General features: G+C 62.8%; 13 protein-coding genes. 1 reads left to right on the forward strand and 12 read right to left on the reverse strand.

The window, feature by feature from the left end; genetic code table 11:
- Nucleotides 1–5: 5 nt before the first annotated feature.
- A complete protein-coding gene (locus tag AC1DY9_RS13715; RefSeq protein ID WP_457282844.1) occupies nucleotides 6–950 on the forward strand; it encodes a hypothetical protein in 945 nt (314 codons plus the stop codon).
- A gap of 43 nt (nucleotides 951–993) precedes the next feature.
- Here the strand turns inward: AC1DY9_RS13715 and AC1DY9_RS13720 are convergent, their stop codons facing one another.
- From AC1DY9_RS13720 to aceK, 12 genes are all read right to left on the reverse strand, one after another.
- Nucleotides 994–1,656, reverse strand: a complete 663-nt coding sequence (locus AC1DY9_RS13720; protein WP_477666821.1) for an HAD family hydrolase — start codon at nucleotides 1,654–1,656, stop codon at nucleotides 994–996.
- A 16-nt stretch (nucleotides 1,657–1,672) separates the two neighbouring features.
- A complete protein-coding gene (locus tag AC1DY9_RS13725) occupies nucleotides 1,673–2,533 on the reverse strand; it encodes a metallophosphoesterase (protein WP_477666822.1) in 861 nt (286 codons plus the stop codon).
- A 49-nt stretch (nucleotides 2,534–2,582) separates the two neighbouring features.
- Nucleotides 2,583–2,879, reverse strand: coding sequence for a hypothetical protein (locus tag AC1DY9_RS13730; protein ID WP_477666823.1), 297 nt, complete (start codon nucleotides 2,877–2,879; stop codon nucleotides 2,583–2,585).
- An 86-nt stretch (nucleotides 2,880–2,965) separates the two neighbouring features.
- On the reverse strand, nucleotides 2,966–4,747 hold the full coding sequence (locus AC1DY9_RS13735) for a sensor domain-containing diguanylate cyclase (protein WP_477666824.1): 1,782 nt from the start codon (nucleotides 4,745–4,747) through the stop codon (nucleotides 2,966–2,968).
- An 86-nt stretch (nucleotides 4,748–4,833) separates the two neighbouring features.
- Nucleotides 4,834–5,250, reverse strand: a complete 417-nt coding sequence (locus AC1DY9_RS13740; protein WP_477666825.1) for a YchJ family protein — start codon at nucleotides 5,248–5,250, stop codon at nucleotides 4,834–4,836.
- A 10-nt stretch (nucleotides 5,251–5,260) separates the two neighbouring features.
- Nucleotides 5,261–5,689: a rhodanese-like domain-containing protein gene (locus AC1DY9_RS13745; RefSeq protein WP_477666826.1), complete on the reverse strand. Its 429-nt coding sequence runs from the start codon at nucleotides 5,687–5,689 to the stop codon at nucleotides 5,261–5,263.
- Nucleotides 5,690–5,869: 180 nt separating this feature from the next.
- Entirely contained in the window at nucleotides 5,870–6,997 is a 1,128-nt protein-coding gene (locus AC1DY9_RS13750) for an acyl-CoA dehydrogenase family protein (RefSeq protein ID WP_477666827.1), read from the reverse strand.
- Between the two features lie 26 nt (nucleotides 6,998–7,023).
- On the reverse strand, nucleotides 7,024–7,701 hold the full coding sequence (locus AC1DY9_RS13755) for an SDR family oxidoreductase (RefSeq protein ID WP_477666828.1): 678 nt from the start codon (nucleotides 7,699–7,701) through the stop codon (nucleotides 7,024–7,026).
- Between the two features lie 34 nt (nucleotides 7,702–7,735).
- Nucleotides 7,736–8,821, reverse strand: coding sequence for a DUF695 domain-containing protein (locus tag AC1DY9_RS13760; protein WP_477666829.1), 1,086 nt, complete (start codon nucleotides 8,819–8,821; stop codon nucleotides 7,736–7,738).
- Complete coding sequence (locus tag AC1DY9_RS13765; RefSeq protein WP_477649773.1) at nucleotides 8,818–9,999, reverse strand: acetyl-CoA C-acyltransferase; 1,182 nt, start codon at nucleotides 9,997–9,999, stop codon at nucleotides 8,818–8,820. The genes AC1DY9_RS13760 and AC1DY9_RS13765 overlap by 4 nt, the downstream gene beginning before the upstream one ends.
- A gap of 58 nt (nucleotides 10,000–10,057) precedes the next feature.
- Nucleotides 10,058–11,647: a serine hydrolase gene (locus AC1DY9_RS13770; protein ID WP_477666830.1), complete on the reverse strand. Its 1,590-nt coding sequence runs from the start codon at nucleotides 11,645–11,647 to the stop codon at nucleotides 10,058–10,060.
- A gap of 69 nt (nucleotides 11,648–11,716) precedes the next feature.
- Nucleotides 11,717–13,594 carry a bifunctional isocitrate dehydrogenase kinase/phosphatase gene (gene aceK, locus AC1DY9_RS13775; RefSeq protein WP_457282832.1) on the reverse strand — a complete coding sequence of 626 codons (1,878 nt, stop codon included), beginning with the start codon at nucleotides 13,592–13,594 and terminating at the stop codon, nucleotides 11,717–11,719.
- Nucleotide 13,595: the final 1 nt, after the last annotated feature.

A 13,595-nucleotide genomic window follows, 5' to 3' on the forward strand; every position in this document is an offset into this window, starting at 1 on the left:
ATCTTATGAACTCGTTATCCAGATATTTCTTCAAGGTCCTTTTTGTGGCGTCGAGCGGCCTGACCGCGGCAGGGATTGGCATCGCGTGCTTCCTGCTCATCAATCTTGCACCCACTGTCATCTGGGGTGATGAGATTCTTGTGGTCTCACCCTACTTCACGGGAATCCCCAGCCTGGTGGCTGGATTTTTCGTATTTGCGTGGTTCTTCAAGAACGTGCTGGAGTGGCTTAACTACGGCTTTCAGCCACAGCAGAGGTCCCCTTCGGGGCCGCAATTCATTTTTACAGGAGTCACTATTGCGTTAGGCATAGCAGCGATTTTTACTGCCACGAACGGGCTCTACTCCCAATTCTTCGACCTGGCATGGCGCGAAGAAATCCGGCTGGGCAATGGTGAGCTGAAGGTCGTGGAAACACGCAGAACCTATGAGCGCACCGGCTGGCGGCTGCACGAATTCAAGGATGCACGCCTGCAGAGTACCGAACTCAGTTTTGAACCGGCGGCGGGTGAACCCAAGGTGTCCGTTATCACTCAGTTTCAGCCGATCTACCTGAACCGGTTTGATGGAATCTGGTATCTCGTCCTGGCCGGACTGGATGACAGCTTGAACCAAGCACTGCCTAAAGAAAATTGGGGCAGCAGTTACAACACAATGGGACATCGGCTTGCGACATTGGATGGTCGAGAATTCAAACCCATCTCATGGGAGAAAGCCCCCAGATCCATCGTTTTTCACAACCTGCTGTCGACAACTATTTTTGATCTGGCCAAGGTCAAGGCGACAGAAAAGCACGTCATGACCTTGGGTGAAAAGCAGACCTTGATGTACCGGTACGTCAACACGCCGCCGAGTCCAGATCCGCTCAGAATCACGAGAAGCGAGGCCATGAAAACACCGATGATCGCCGAGTACCGGCAGGCCATTGACGATCTCATCAAACCGCCCTGACTGGCAGATCAGCCCATCAAAGATCTGACATCACCCGGTCGCTTCAGCTCAGCAACGCCGGCAGGTCGGCCATAGCGGTGAACACATGCACCGCACCGGCGGCGCGCAGGGCTGCGGGCGCGTCGTGGCCCAGCTCGGGCGGGCTGTAGCCAAACACCGTGCAGCCGGCCGCCACGCCGGCCGTGACGCCGGTGACAGTGTCTTCGACCACGGCGCAGCGCTTCGGGTCTACCCCCAGCGCGGCGGCGGCGGCCAGGTAGACATCGGGGAAGGGCTTGGAGCGTGGCAGCTCGTGCCCGCTGAAGATGTTGCCCTCAAAGAAAGGCATCAGGTCGCACTTTTCCAGCTGCAGCTCGACCTTGAAGCGGTCGGCGCCGGACGCGCAGGCGATGCGGCCCTGATAGGCCGTGTGGATCTGGCTGACGGCCTCCACCGCGCCATGCACAGCCAGCAGAGACTCGACCAGGGCTTCGTTGCGGCGGGCGCGAAACTCCAGCATCCACGCTTCGGTCAGCGGCTTGCCGGTATGGGCTTCGATGGTGGCGGCTTCGTCCTTGACGGCCTTGCCGACAAACATGGCCATGCATTCGGCCGAGCCGAGCTTCCAGCCGAGCTCTTCCAGCATGTCGCGGAGCACGCCGTTGGTCAGCGGCTCGCTGTCGACCAGCACGCCATCACAGTCAAATAACACGGCATCGAACTTCATCTGTCAGCTTTCTTTTTCAGGGGGTCGCCTTGGGCTTGCCGCCGGCGGCGTTGAGGGTGAACATCACCCACTCAGGCCTCATGTTAAATCGCACCGGCAAGATGCTGACGCCCAGGCCGCTGGTGATGTACATGCGATTGTCTTCGTGCCCGACCCAGCCGTAGGCCCAGTCGCGCGGGCCGGCGCCGGGCACGACCAGCGCGCCGACAAAGGGCAGGTAGACTTGGCCGCCGTGCGTGTGGCCGGCTACGACGAGGCCGCGCGCGGGCGGCAAGTCGATCAAGCTGGCCGGCTCGTGCATGAACACCAGGGCGTGCGCGCCCTTGGGCACCTTGCTCATCGCCTTGGCCGGCTGGGAGTGGCCGGTGTAGTCGTCGCCCACGCCCACCACCCAGACGGGCGTTGCGGATGCTCCGGGTGGCACGGGTAAGGGCAGGGGTAAGGGCACGGCGTCGTTCTCGAGCACCGTGATGCCCGCGCGGGTGAATGCCGCGGTGAATTTTTCGCCGTCGTGCCACCAGTCGTGGTTACCCATGACCGCATAGACACCCAGCCGGGCTTTCAGCCCGCCCAGCACCTGGGCGATCTCGTCCTCGGGTGTGGCGGCGGTGTCGGGCTTGTAGTCGCGGTCGGCAATGAAGTCGCCGGGCAACAGCACCACGTCTGGTTGGGCGGCATTGATCTGCGCCACGATGTCACGCGCACGCTCTACCGTCATGATGCGCCACAGCGGGCGTTTGGTGAAGTGCCAGTCGGAAGCAATGGCCACTTTCAGGCCGGGCGGCCCTTTCCAGTCCGGAACGGTTTCACTGATCTCGCGGTGGGCGACCCAGCGTGGTTCGATGATGACGACCCATGTGCCCAGCAGCAAAATCACCGGAATCAGAACGCAGGCCCAGCAAGACCTTTGCAGTTTTACCAGGCGCTCATAAACGGACATCAACACCCGCTTCGTTCACGGCCTCCATCACGCCGGTGCTGTGTGGCGCCAGGCCGTAAGCGCGCAGGTTTTTGCGCAGCTCGGCGGCATCGACTTCGTTCCAGGCCAGGCCGCAGTCCATGCAGGCATGTGAATGCTGGTTTTGCAAAAGCACGGGCTTGCCGACAAGCGAGCGCAGCAAGCCACGCAAGGGATAGAACCGCTCCGCTTCGAAATTGCCGCGAACCACCTTGCGGCTGCTGCAGCGCAGGCAATACATGCCGCGCACGGTTTGATTGAACATTGGTGCTCCCCGCCCAGTTAAGGCTACCGCTCACATGGTACCAACGGCCTGCCGTGCGAACGGGGCCGGAGCTCCTGGCGGGCGGTTCATTGCAACTGGCCAGGGGTGGAGCCGAAACGGCGCACGGGAATGGAGTCGCCATCGGCTTCGGGCGGACTCAGGAAACGGATCGCGCGCTGGGCCTGGTCATCCTCCACCATCAGGCCCTGCAACGCTGCGTCGAGCGCCGCAAAGTCTCCGACCTCGCTACGGCGGCTACCCACCGCCACGGTGAACCGCAGCGCCATGGAGGTGGGGTCGTCGGCATCACGCATCAGCCCCAGGGCCACCAGCCGGGACAGGCGGGCCCTGAACGCTTCACCCGGCATCACGCCCTCCATCACAATGCCCAGCATGTTGCGGCCAAGCCGCCCCACGGTGTCGAAGTCGCGCGTGATGGTGCGTACCAGCCGCACGCTGCGGGCCAGCAGTTCTTCGGCCTCAATGATGTTCAGCCCGTCCGGGTCGGCCGGCTCCACAGAAACATAGATGATGGCCAGGTCACGCTTCAGCTCTGGCGCGGCGTTCCAGATGCGGGCCGCGCGGTCGCGAAAGGTTTTCCTGTTAAGGAAACCGGTGAGCGGATCGTGCTCTTCGGCCGCCTGCTCGCGCACTGTATCGGCGTGGCGCAGACGGCTCCAGGCGTTGATGCACAGCATCATGACCACCACCTCCACCAGGGCAGCGGCGACCGGAGTTTCGCCGGGCAACCAGGGCGCGTTGATAAGCCCCGAGCTTTCGGCAAGGGCGAGGGCCACGCAAACAAGGTAGGGCAGGTACACCAGCAGCCAGTAGCCGCCGAAGGCCACACCACGCCGCCAGGCACGCCAGGCGCAGGTGATGGTGAAGGCAAAAACGCTGAGTGTGATGGCGTGAAACATCGGCACCATGCGGTCGTACTGCTCAACGAAGGGGCTGGCCGTCATGTACATGAGGCACAGCGCAACCAGCACGCGCGCCATGCGGTGAAAGTTCCGCCCCTGCAGCCCGCCGAAGATGGACCGGGTGAACTGGAGGTTGAAGGCCAGGGCGCCCATCACAGACAACACAATCGCGTGGCTGGCAAAGGTTGTGGCGTGGGGCCACAGGTAACGCTGGGCCGCGCCGGTGTAGCAGAGGGTGGCCATGACGGTAAACACAAGGTAGCCGGCATACCAGGCATAGGTGCGGTCGCGATAGGCCAGCGCCATCTGGGCGCAGAAGAGAACCAGCGTGATGATCACCCCCAGCTGCAGGCCCACCCACAACATCTGCACCACATCTCGCCGGGACGCCTCTGCCGTACCTACCAGCACGGGACTCAGATTGACGGGCAAGCGGTGTACCACGCGGACAAAAATGTCCTGCGCGTCCGCGCCGGGCTGCGGCAACGGAAAACGCGGCCGCAGCGAATCGACAGGCCACCGCACATGCGCCACAAAATCGCCGGCCACAGCCATGCGCCATGCACCGCCCGCATCGCGCTGGAAGAACTCATACCGATCCACGATCACGGTGGGAAATTCCAGCAGCCAATCGGCGCCATTCACCACGCCCCCCGGCGCCAGCGTCATGCGCAGCCAAAGCGGCGAGGCCGCACTCACTGCATAACGCTTGCCGCTCACCAGGGGCTTGAAGAGCGCGGCATCCATGGCCGCAACCTGCGCAACGGTGGCGCTTGCGGGCAAGCCTTCAAGCACCTGCAGCGGGGCGGGGTAGGACGCCGGACTGCCGGCAGTGGCGGGCGGGGAATTCAGCCCGAGCAGAAACACCAGCCCCAACACACCGGTCCAGAGCAGCGGATTGCACTGCCGCCACGAAGCCGAACGGGTTGCGCGCTGTTCTTTCATGAAATCCATTCTTCACCCGAGATGCTATTAATACAGGAGCAACCAGAACTCGTCAATTAAGGGCTTAAAGCACCTTTTATAGCTCATCACAGGTGGTCGCCGTCGACGTAGTACCAACGACCTAACTCGAGAATAAAGCGGCTGCGTTCGTGCAGGCGCACGGCCGGGCTGCCGGGGGTTTTCTGGCGGGCGACGAATTCGACCTCGGCGTGGATGTCATCGATCTGGCGATGGCTGCGCACTTCCAGGCCCAGCCATTTCACACCGGGATCGAATTCAATCGATGCCGGCCGATGGCTGGTATGCCAGGTAGCGAGCAGGTAGTCGGCACGCCCGGCCACAAAGGCGGTGTAGCGCGAACGCATGAGGGACTCGGCGTCGGGCGCGGGCAAGGCCTCGAAGTGGTCAAGGTAACGGATGCAGCAATTTTCGAACAGCAGCGGTTTCTTCGCCGGGCCGGGGCGGCCGCAAGGACATGGCTGGGTCGGCTGCGGGGTCGGCATCACGCGGGTATCAACCGCAGGCGTTGTTGTTGGCGCGCGCCTTGCGCTCTTCCAGCGTTTCGGTGGGCGCGCCCTGTTTGACCCATTCGGCATAACCGCCGTCGATGTGTGCGACGTTGCGCATGCCCATGTCCTGCAGGGTCTTGGTGGCCAGCGCGCTTCGCCAGCCTGCCCCGCAAAAGAGGATGAACTCCTTGCCTTCGTCGGCAAACAGGGGCTTGTGGTATGGCGACTCGGGGTCTACCCAGAACTCGAGCATGCCGCGCGGCGCGTGAAAGCTGTCCACCACAGTGCCGGCTGCCAGCTCGCGCACATCGCGGATGTCGACGATCTGTACCTTGGGGTCGCCGAGTTTTGACCTGGCCTCTGCAACGGAATAGGTTTTGACCTGCGCCATGGCCTCGTCGACCAGTGCGCGGAATCCTTTGGTGATGGGCATGCTCTGTCTCCTGCTGTGGATAGCAACTGAATCAGCAAGTTTACGGCGTGCACTCCATGCGCAGTGCGAGAAATCCCGCAAACCCAGCGGGGGCCGCGGAACCGGCTTTGCCGGGCCGCAGGCGCCGCCCCCTGCAAGGGGGGAGGAAGCTACACGCAGTGAGCTTCAACGGGGGTGTGCTCAAAGTCCTCTTTGGATAATTATTTTTTGCACGTCGGAAGTGCCTTCATAGATCTGGCATACCCGCACGTCGCGATAAATACGCTCTACCGGAAAGTCGCTCACATAGCCGTAGCCGCCCAAGGTCTGGATGGCAGCGCTGCAGACTTCTTCGGCCATTTCGCTGGCAAAAAGCTTGGCCATGGCGGCTTCCTTCAAGCAGGGCAGGCCGGCGTCGCGCAGGCTGGCAGCGTGCCAGATCAGCTGGCGGGCCGCCTCAATCTTCGTCGCGCAGTCGGCCAGGCGAAAGCCTACTGCCTGGTGGTTGAAGATGGCGGTGCCGAAGCTCTGGCGTTCTTTGGCATAGCTGAGCGCAAACTCGAACGCGCTGCGCGCCATGCCCACGCTTTGCGCGGCAATGCCGATACGCCCGCCTTCGAGCGCTCCCAGCGCGATCTTGTAGCCTTCGCCTTCGCTGCCGATCAGGTTCTCGGCCGGGATGCGGCAGTTGTCAAAATTGATTTGCGCGGTATCGCTGGAGTGCTGGCCCAGTTTGTCTTCAAGCCGCGCGACGACATAGCCCGGCGCGCTGGTGGGCACGATGAAGGCGCTCATGCCTTTTTTGCCGGCGCCCTTGTCGGTGACCGCAATCACGATGGCGGCGTGGCCGTTCTTGCCGCTGGTGATGAACTGCTTGACGCCGTTGATCACGTATTCGTCGCCGTCTTTGACTGCCGTGGTTCGCAGCGAGGAAGCATCGCTGCCCACATGCGGCTCCGTCAGGCAAAAGACACCGAGCATTTCGCCCTGCGCGAGTTTTGTCAGCCACTGCTTTTTCTGTTGTGCATTGCCGTAGCGCATGAGGATGGCATTGACCGGGCAGTTGGTGACACTGATGGCCGTGCTGGTGCCGCCGTCGCCGGCGGCGATTTCTTCGAGCACCAGCGCGAGCGTGAGGTAGTCCAGATTGGCGCCGCCGAACTCTTCGGGCACGCAGATGCCGTAAGCGCCGAGCGCGGCCAGGCCCTTGTGCGCCTCGACCGGGAAGTGGTGCTCTTTGTCCCATCGCGCGGCGTGGGGCCAGAGCTCGGCCTGCGCAAAGTCGCGCACCGCGTCGCGGATCATGGTTTGGTCTTGGGTCAGAATCATCGAAATCTTTCAGTAGAGTGCAGGGCTCACCATGTGCTGAAGCGGCGGCCGTCGTAGTCAAGAAAGGCGCCCTTGTGTGCGGCGGTCAGCCCAGCCAGGGTCTTGCGCATGCCCGAGACACTTTGAACCGTGGTGAGCGGCGCGTCCAGGCCGCCCATGTCAGTTTGAACCCAGCCGGGCGACAAGGCCACCATGATGGCGCGCGGGTAGTCATGCTGGGCAGACGCCACGGCCATGTTCAGCGCAGCCTTGCTGACGCGGTAGGTCCAGCTGCTGCTGGACGGTACCTCGCCAATGCAACCCATGCCGCTGGTGATGAAGGCAAAGCAGCCTCCCTTGCCTCCGCGTGCGGCTTCGACCATGGGCGCGACCTGCGGAATGGCCTGCATGGCGCCCAGCACATTGGTGTGCAGGGTGTGGTCAAACGCCTCACGCGTCGGCGGCGAGAGTGCATCGCCCTGCGGAAAGACGCCGGCCACGTAGAGGGCGATGTCGATCTCCTCGCCGTCCAGCAGCCAGGCCAGGCCGCTGATGCTGGCAGGCTGGGCCACGTCCAGCCGCAAGGCCTTGGCGCCCAGGGCCTTGAGGCGCTGCAGGCCTTCGTCGTTGCGCGCGGTGGCTATGACGTTGGCACCGTCGGCAAGGTATTGGCTGACGAATTCAAGGCCTATGCCGCGTGATGCGCCGATGACGAGGACTTTCATGGATTAGGGCCTGTTAACACTGTGTTTGCAGGCCCTAGCCCGCAAAATTGAAATACTTCGACCAGGACGGATCGAACGCATTGCTCAGCTCAACGTCGGCGAACGATGCGCCGCGCAAGCTGGTGTCAATCACGCCGAGTGCGGCAGGCAGGTCGCCCACGTAATAGTTGGCCAGGCGCCGGCCGTTCCTGACCACGGTGTGGGACAGGATGCCGGCATGCTGAAGCTCCAGGCGGGTGGCAATCTGCTCCTGGACTTCGCGGGCACGCTCCAGTGCCGCATGGTCATCCACGGGCAGGCGCAGCTCGATTGCGTGACCAAGGTCAGGCCGCGCTGCAATCGCATTGGCGCTCTGGTTGACCGCCACGATCGCCTTGTCGCCCTCCTGGTCATCTTCTTCGTCGCCCTCTTCGTCACCGTCCCCGTCGTTGCCAAAGACGACTGTCATGACAGACCACCGGTGTTCGCCGCTCGGGAACAAGCCTGTGTGCCCCAGTTCGTTCGTCCAGAACGCGTCGAGCACAGCGCCGAACTTGTCGAGCGTCGTGGAGCCGGCCACTTCGTCCGAGAACGCATCGACGAAGTCCACAAAACCCACCTTGACCGCGAAGTCGTACTCGCCCAGCACATGGTCGAGCATGATGAAGGTCATGTTGCGCGCATGGTCCTGCATGTCGCTGGGCAGTTCACGCGCAAACATGACTTCGATGCCCACCTGCCCTTCATCGGCGACGTGGCCGATCAGCACCTCGGAGGTTGCCAGTTCAAAGTTATCCATCCGCATGGGAAAGTCGGGGCTCTCCGTGCGGGCGCGAAAGGCGGTGAGGCTGTAGTGCTTCAGCGGCGGCGCGCGCTTGACGAAATCCAGCAGCAGCGGAAAGGTTTCGGTACTGCCGTGCGCGGTGGCGATCAGTTCGACCTGCTGGTCGCCGTCGTCAGCCGACATTTCCAGCGCCAGCCCCTCCAGGTACTCCTCGAGAACTTCATTGATGTTCTCGACCTGGTCGCGTACCGGCTGGCGGACAAGCTCCGCCTCGCCCTCCTGGAATTTCAGCCAGAAGGCATCAATGCGCTGGGCGAGCTCAGCGGGTGAAAGCGTTTGTGGTGCTTCTTGCGTCATACCAGCTCGATCGCCATGGCTGTGCCTTCACCGCCGCCGATGCACAAGGTGGCAACGCCTTTCTTCAGGCCGCGGGCCTTGAGCGCGTGGATCAGCGTAACCAGGATACGGGCACCGGACGCGCCGATGGGATGGCCCAGCGCACAGGCACCACCGTTGACGTTGACGATGTCGTGGCTGATGCCGAGCTCTTTCATGGCCGCCATGGGCACCACGGCGAAGGCTTCATTGACTTCCCACAGGTCCACGTCTTTGGCGCTCCAGCCGATTTTCTTGAGCAGCTTGTTGACGGCGCCGACAGGGGCGGTGGTGAACCATTCAGGGTCTTGCGCAAACGTGGCGTGGCCGAGGATGCGCGCGATGGGCGTGGCGCCCAGTTCTTTGGCGGTCGATTCGCGCGCCAGCACCAGGGCGGCGGCGCCGTCGTTGATGGACGAGCTGGAGGCGGCGGTGATGGTGCCGTCTTTCTTGAAGGCCGGTTTGAGCGTGGGTATCTTGTCGAGCTTGACCTTGCCCGGGCCTTCGTCGATGGAGATCACCGTTTCACCGCTGCGGCCCTTGACGGTGATGGGCGTGATTTCGGCCTTGAAGGCACCGGATTCGGTGGCGGCCTTGGCGCGGTTGACGCTGGCGGTGGCAAAAGCGTCCTGCGCCTCGCGGGTGAACTTGTACTTGTCGGCGCACTGCTCGCCGAAGGTGCCCATGGCGCGGCCGGGTTCATAAGCGTCTTCCAGGCCGTCGAGCATCATGTGGTCATAAATGCGGTCGTGCCCGATGCGGATGCCGCTGCGGCCCTTGAGCAGCAGGTGGGGTGCGTTGGTCATGCTTTCCATGCCGCCGGAAACCATCACGTCGCGGCTGCCTGCGATGAGCTGGTCGTGCGCGAGCATGGTGGCTTCCATGCCGGAGCCGCACATTTTGGACAGCGTGACGGCACCCACGCTGGCAGGCAGCCCGCCCTTGAAACCGGCCTGGCGTGCAGGCGCCTGGCCCTGGCCGGCCATCAGACAGTTGCCGAACAGCACTTCGTCGACCTTTTCAGGCGCGATGCCGGAACGCTCGATGGCGGCCTTGATGGCGTAGCCGCCCAGATCATGGGCCGACAGGCTGGCGAAGTCGCCCTGGAAGCCGCCCATGGGGGTGCGGGCTGCGCCGAGGATGACGATGGAATCAGACATGAGGTTCTCCTTGAAAAAAACGGGGGGGATAAAAAAAGTTAAAAGAATGCGGCGGGCTTTACGGCTGCGCCGCAACGCGTGTGAAAGTGCCCAGGCCTTGCTGGTTGTAGTGCTCGAGGGTGATCTGGTTGCCGCTGAACGTGGCCTTGGAAAGCGAGCCCGGCGGCGCGCTGTCGTTGAGCGGCACAAAGGTATAGGTGTCGCCGTCCCAATGCTGCAGGGGAAAGACCAGCTGGGGCGCAGCACCTATGCGCAGCTCAAGCGCACCCTGCGCCGTGCGCACGACCTGCAGCGGGCCGAGGTAGTCGTTGCGCCAGGTGCCCGTGTTGGCCTGCAACGGTGGTGCGGGCTGCGCCGGGCGGGGCTTGCCCGCGAGTTCGCCCTGCGGCGTGAAGACCTCGGCCATCTGTGCGGCGGCAATGGCGTACCAATCCTTCTTCACGGCGCGGAACTCTACCAGGTCGTAGAACTGCGCCACCAGCCCCTCGGCCACACCGGTGGGCCAGGCATTGGTGAGCACCACGATGCCCAGATTGGCCGACGGCATGACGGCGAAGTTGGTGGACGCGCCCCAGGAAAATGCGCCGTTGTGGCTCAGCACGGGGCGGCCGGCTTCGGTGGTGCTTATTGCGAAGCCATAGCCGTAAAACACGGGACGCTTGCCCGGCGCGGAGGCTTCCTGGGTGAGGTTCTTGGGTGTGAGGGCCGGCATCAACGCAGCAGCCGGCACCAGTTGCCCGCCAGGGCCGATGCCCCCTGACAGCACAAAAGACATCCAGCGCGCGACATCCCTGGCCGAAGAACTGACGCCGCCGGAGGGTTGCTGGCGGTCGGTGTTGAAACCCGTGGACCAGTTCTGGCGGCCGGGGATGTAGCCACGCTCGGGACCGATGACAAACACGCCGTTTTCCTTGACATGGCCTGGCGCGCGGTTCGACCTGGCCAGGAAATCCGCAAACCGCGAGCTGGTTGATGCCATGCCCAGCGGCTTGTAGAGCACCTGTTCCGAAAGGCTGGCCCAGTCCGTGCCGGCCGCCGCGGCGACCGCCATCGCGGCGCCGGTCATGCCGTAGTTGGTATAGGCGTAAGAAGCGCGAAACGGTGTCAGCGGCAACTGGCTGAAGCTGCGCAGGATGTCCTGCTGCGGGTAACCGAGCTCTTCGAGCATGTCGCCGGCATGGCCGGGCAAGCCGGAGCGGTGCGCGTACAGGTCGCCGATGGTGATGTTTTCGCTGACGTAGGCATTGCCCAGGGCAAAGCCGGGCAGGTGCTTGCGCATGGGTGTTTCCCACTTCACCTTCTCGGCGCCGACCTGCTGCGCGACAACCGTGGCGCCAATCGGCTTGGACATGGAAGCGAGCTGGAAAACGGTGTCGGCATCGACAGGCTCCGGGGAGCCGGCCGCACGCACACCAAAACCCTTGGCGTAAACGATGCGATCGCCCTCCACCACGGCCACGGCCATACCCGGAATCCCCGAGCGCCGCATCAACTGCTCAGCCATGCCGTCAATTTGGCCAATGGCGTAGGAAATCTGCTCAGACGCGGGCGGGCTCTGGGCGTAGGTGGGTGCAACCAGGGAGCCGGCAACGACAGTCATGAGCCATGCCAGAGGCAACAAGCGCGGGGAAAAGAGGCCGGACATCATCAACGTCTCCTTCAGGTCACAGGGTCTGAAAGGCATCCATCGCCATTCGCTTGTCCGTGCACCGCCGCCTCAGGGCGTCAGGCCGCTGAGGCCAGTGAGCACGGGCTCGGGCGGCAGTTGCATGAGGACTTCATCGTGGGGAGCACCGGGGCTGTGCAGCGCGACAAAGCGTTTCTCGCGCTCATAAGGAAATACGTCGTGCACGTGGCCGGCCTGGATGCGTGCCTGGTGGCTTTGCCAGAAATGGGCGTCGAGCAGGTCGCCATGGTGCTTCATGAAGACTTCGCGCACCGCGTCATTGCCGAGCAGGAAGGGGCCGAAAGTCTCGGGGAACACGTCCTTGGGGCCGACGGTATACCAGACCTCGCCGCTCATCTCTTCTTCCTCGTTGCGCGCGGCTGGCACCTTGCGGAAGTTGCAGTCGGTGATGTATTCGATCTCGTCGTAGTCGTAGAACACGACCTTGCCGTGGCGCGTGATGCCGAAGTTCTTCCAGAGCATGTCGCCGGGGAAGATGTTGGCGGCTACCAGGTCCTTGATGGCGTTGCCGTATTCGACGACGGCGCGCTCGATCTGGTCCTGGGCTGCCGGCTCTTTCACGCCGGCATCAAAGGCTTCCTGCAAATAGATATTGAGCGGGATCATGCGCCGCTCGATGTAGACGTGCTTGATGATGACTTCGGTGGCACCGTCGCCGTCGCGGTCGCTGATTTCAAGCTGGCTGGGCGCGAATTTCTCGATCTCGGCGATCAGCTCATCATCAAAGCGCTCGCGCGGGAAGGCCACTTCGCTGTATTCCTGTGTGTCGGCCATGCGGCCTACACGGTCGTGCTGCTTGACCAGCAGGTACTTGCCCTTGATCTGTTCGCGCGTGGTGTCTTTTTGCGGCGGGTAGTAGTCCTTGATGACCTTGAACACGTAGGGGAACGAGGGCAAGTCGAACACCAGCATGACCATGCCCTTGATGCCGGGCGCGATGCGGAACTTGTCGGTGGAATGCCGCAGGTGGTACAGAAAGTCGCGGTAAAAAAGCGTCTTGCCCTGCTTGGCCAGGCCCAGCGCGTTGTAGATTTCAGCGCGCGGCATGTGCGGCATCATGCTGCGCAAAAACTGCACGTAGGCCGATGGGATGCCCATGTCGACCATAAAGTAGGCGCGAGCAAAGCTGAACAGGATGAGCAGGTCGTCTTCACCAAACAGCGCGGCGTCGATGACCAATTTACCGGCCTTGTTGTGCAGCACCGGCAGCGCAAACGGCACTTCGTTGAAGCCGTTGATGATCTTGCCGACGACGTACGCGCCCTTGTTGCGGAAAAACAGGCTGGTGAGCACCTGGATCTGGAAGTTGGCGCGCAGCTTGACGTCGGTGAGCCGCCCGCTGATGGCTTCAAGCACATAACCCGCGTCGCGCTCGAGGTTGTCAAACGGCAGGCGCAGGTCGAAGTCGCGCACCAGCTGCAGCAGCACCTCGCGCATGTTGTCGCGCGTGGGGTAGTAAGCGCGGTAGGTCGGCTGCGAAGCCAGCTCGTCGTTCTCGATGTATTCGGTGCTGACGGCGGGCCGCACGAAGATGAAGTCGTTCTGGAAGTAGCTGCGGTGCAGGATCTTGGTGGTGACCGAATTGAAAAACGTTTCGGCCAGCTCGGGCTGGTGGTGGTTGACCAGCAGGCCGATGTAATGGAGTTTGACCTGCTGCCAGACGTCCATGGGCTGCTCGCCGGCCTTGAACTCGCGCTCCAGGCGCATGGACGCTTCGCGCACGCGCAAGTCGTAAAACTCGATGCGTTCGCGCTGGGCACGCTGCTGGCCATGCCAGTCTGCGGTTTCAAAGCGGTGCTTGGCGCGCGCGGACTCGGTTCGGAACAGTTGGTAGTGGCGGTTGAAGCCGTCCATCATCGCCTTGGCGATGTCGTAGGCAATGCTCGAGTCCAGGCGCTGGGGGAACATG

Source organism: Polaromonas sp. P1_F6 (assembly GCF_056405695.1).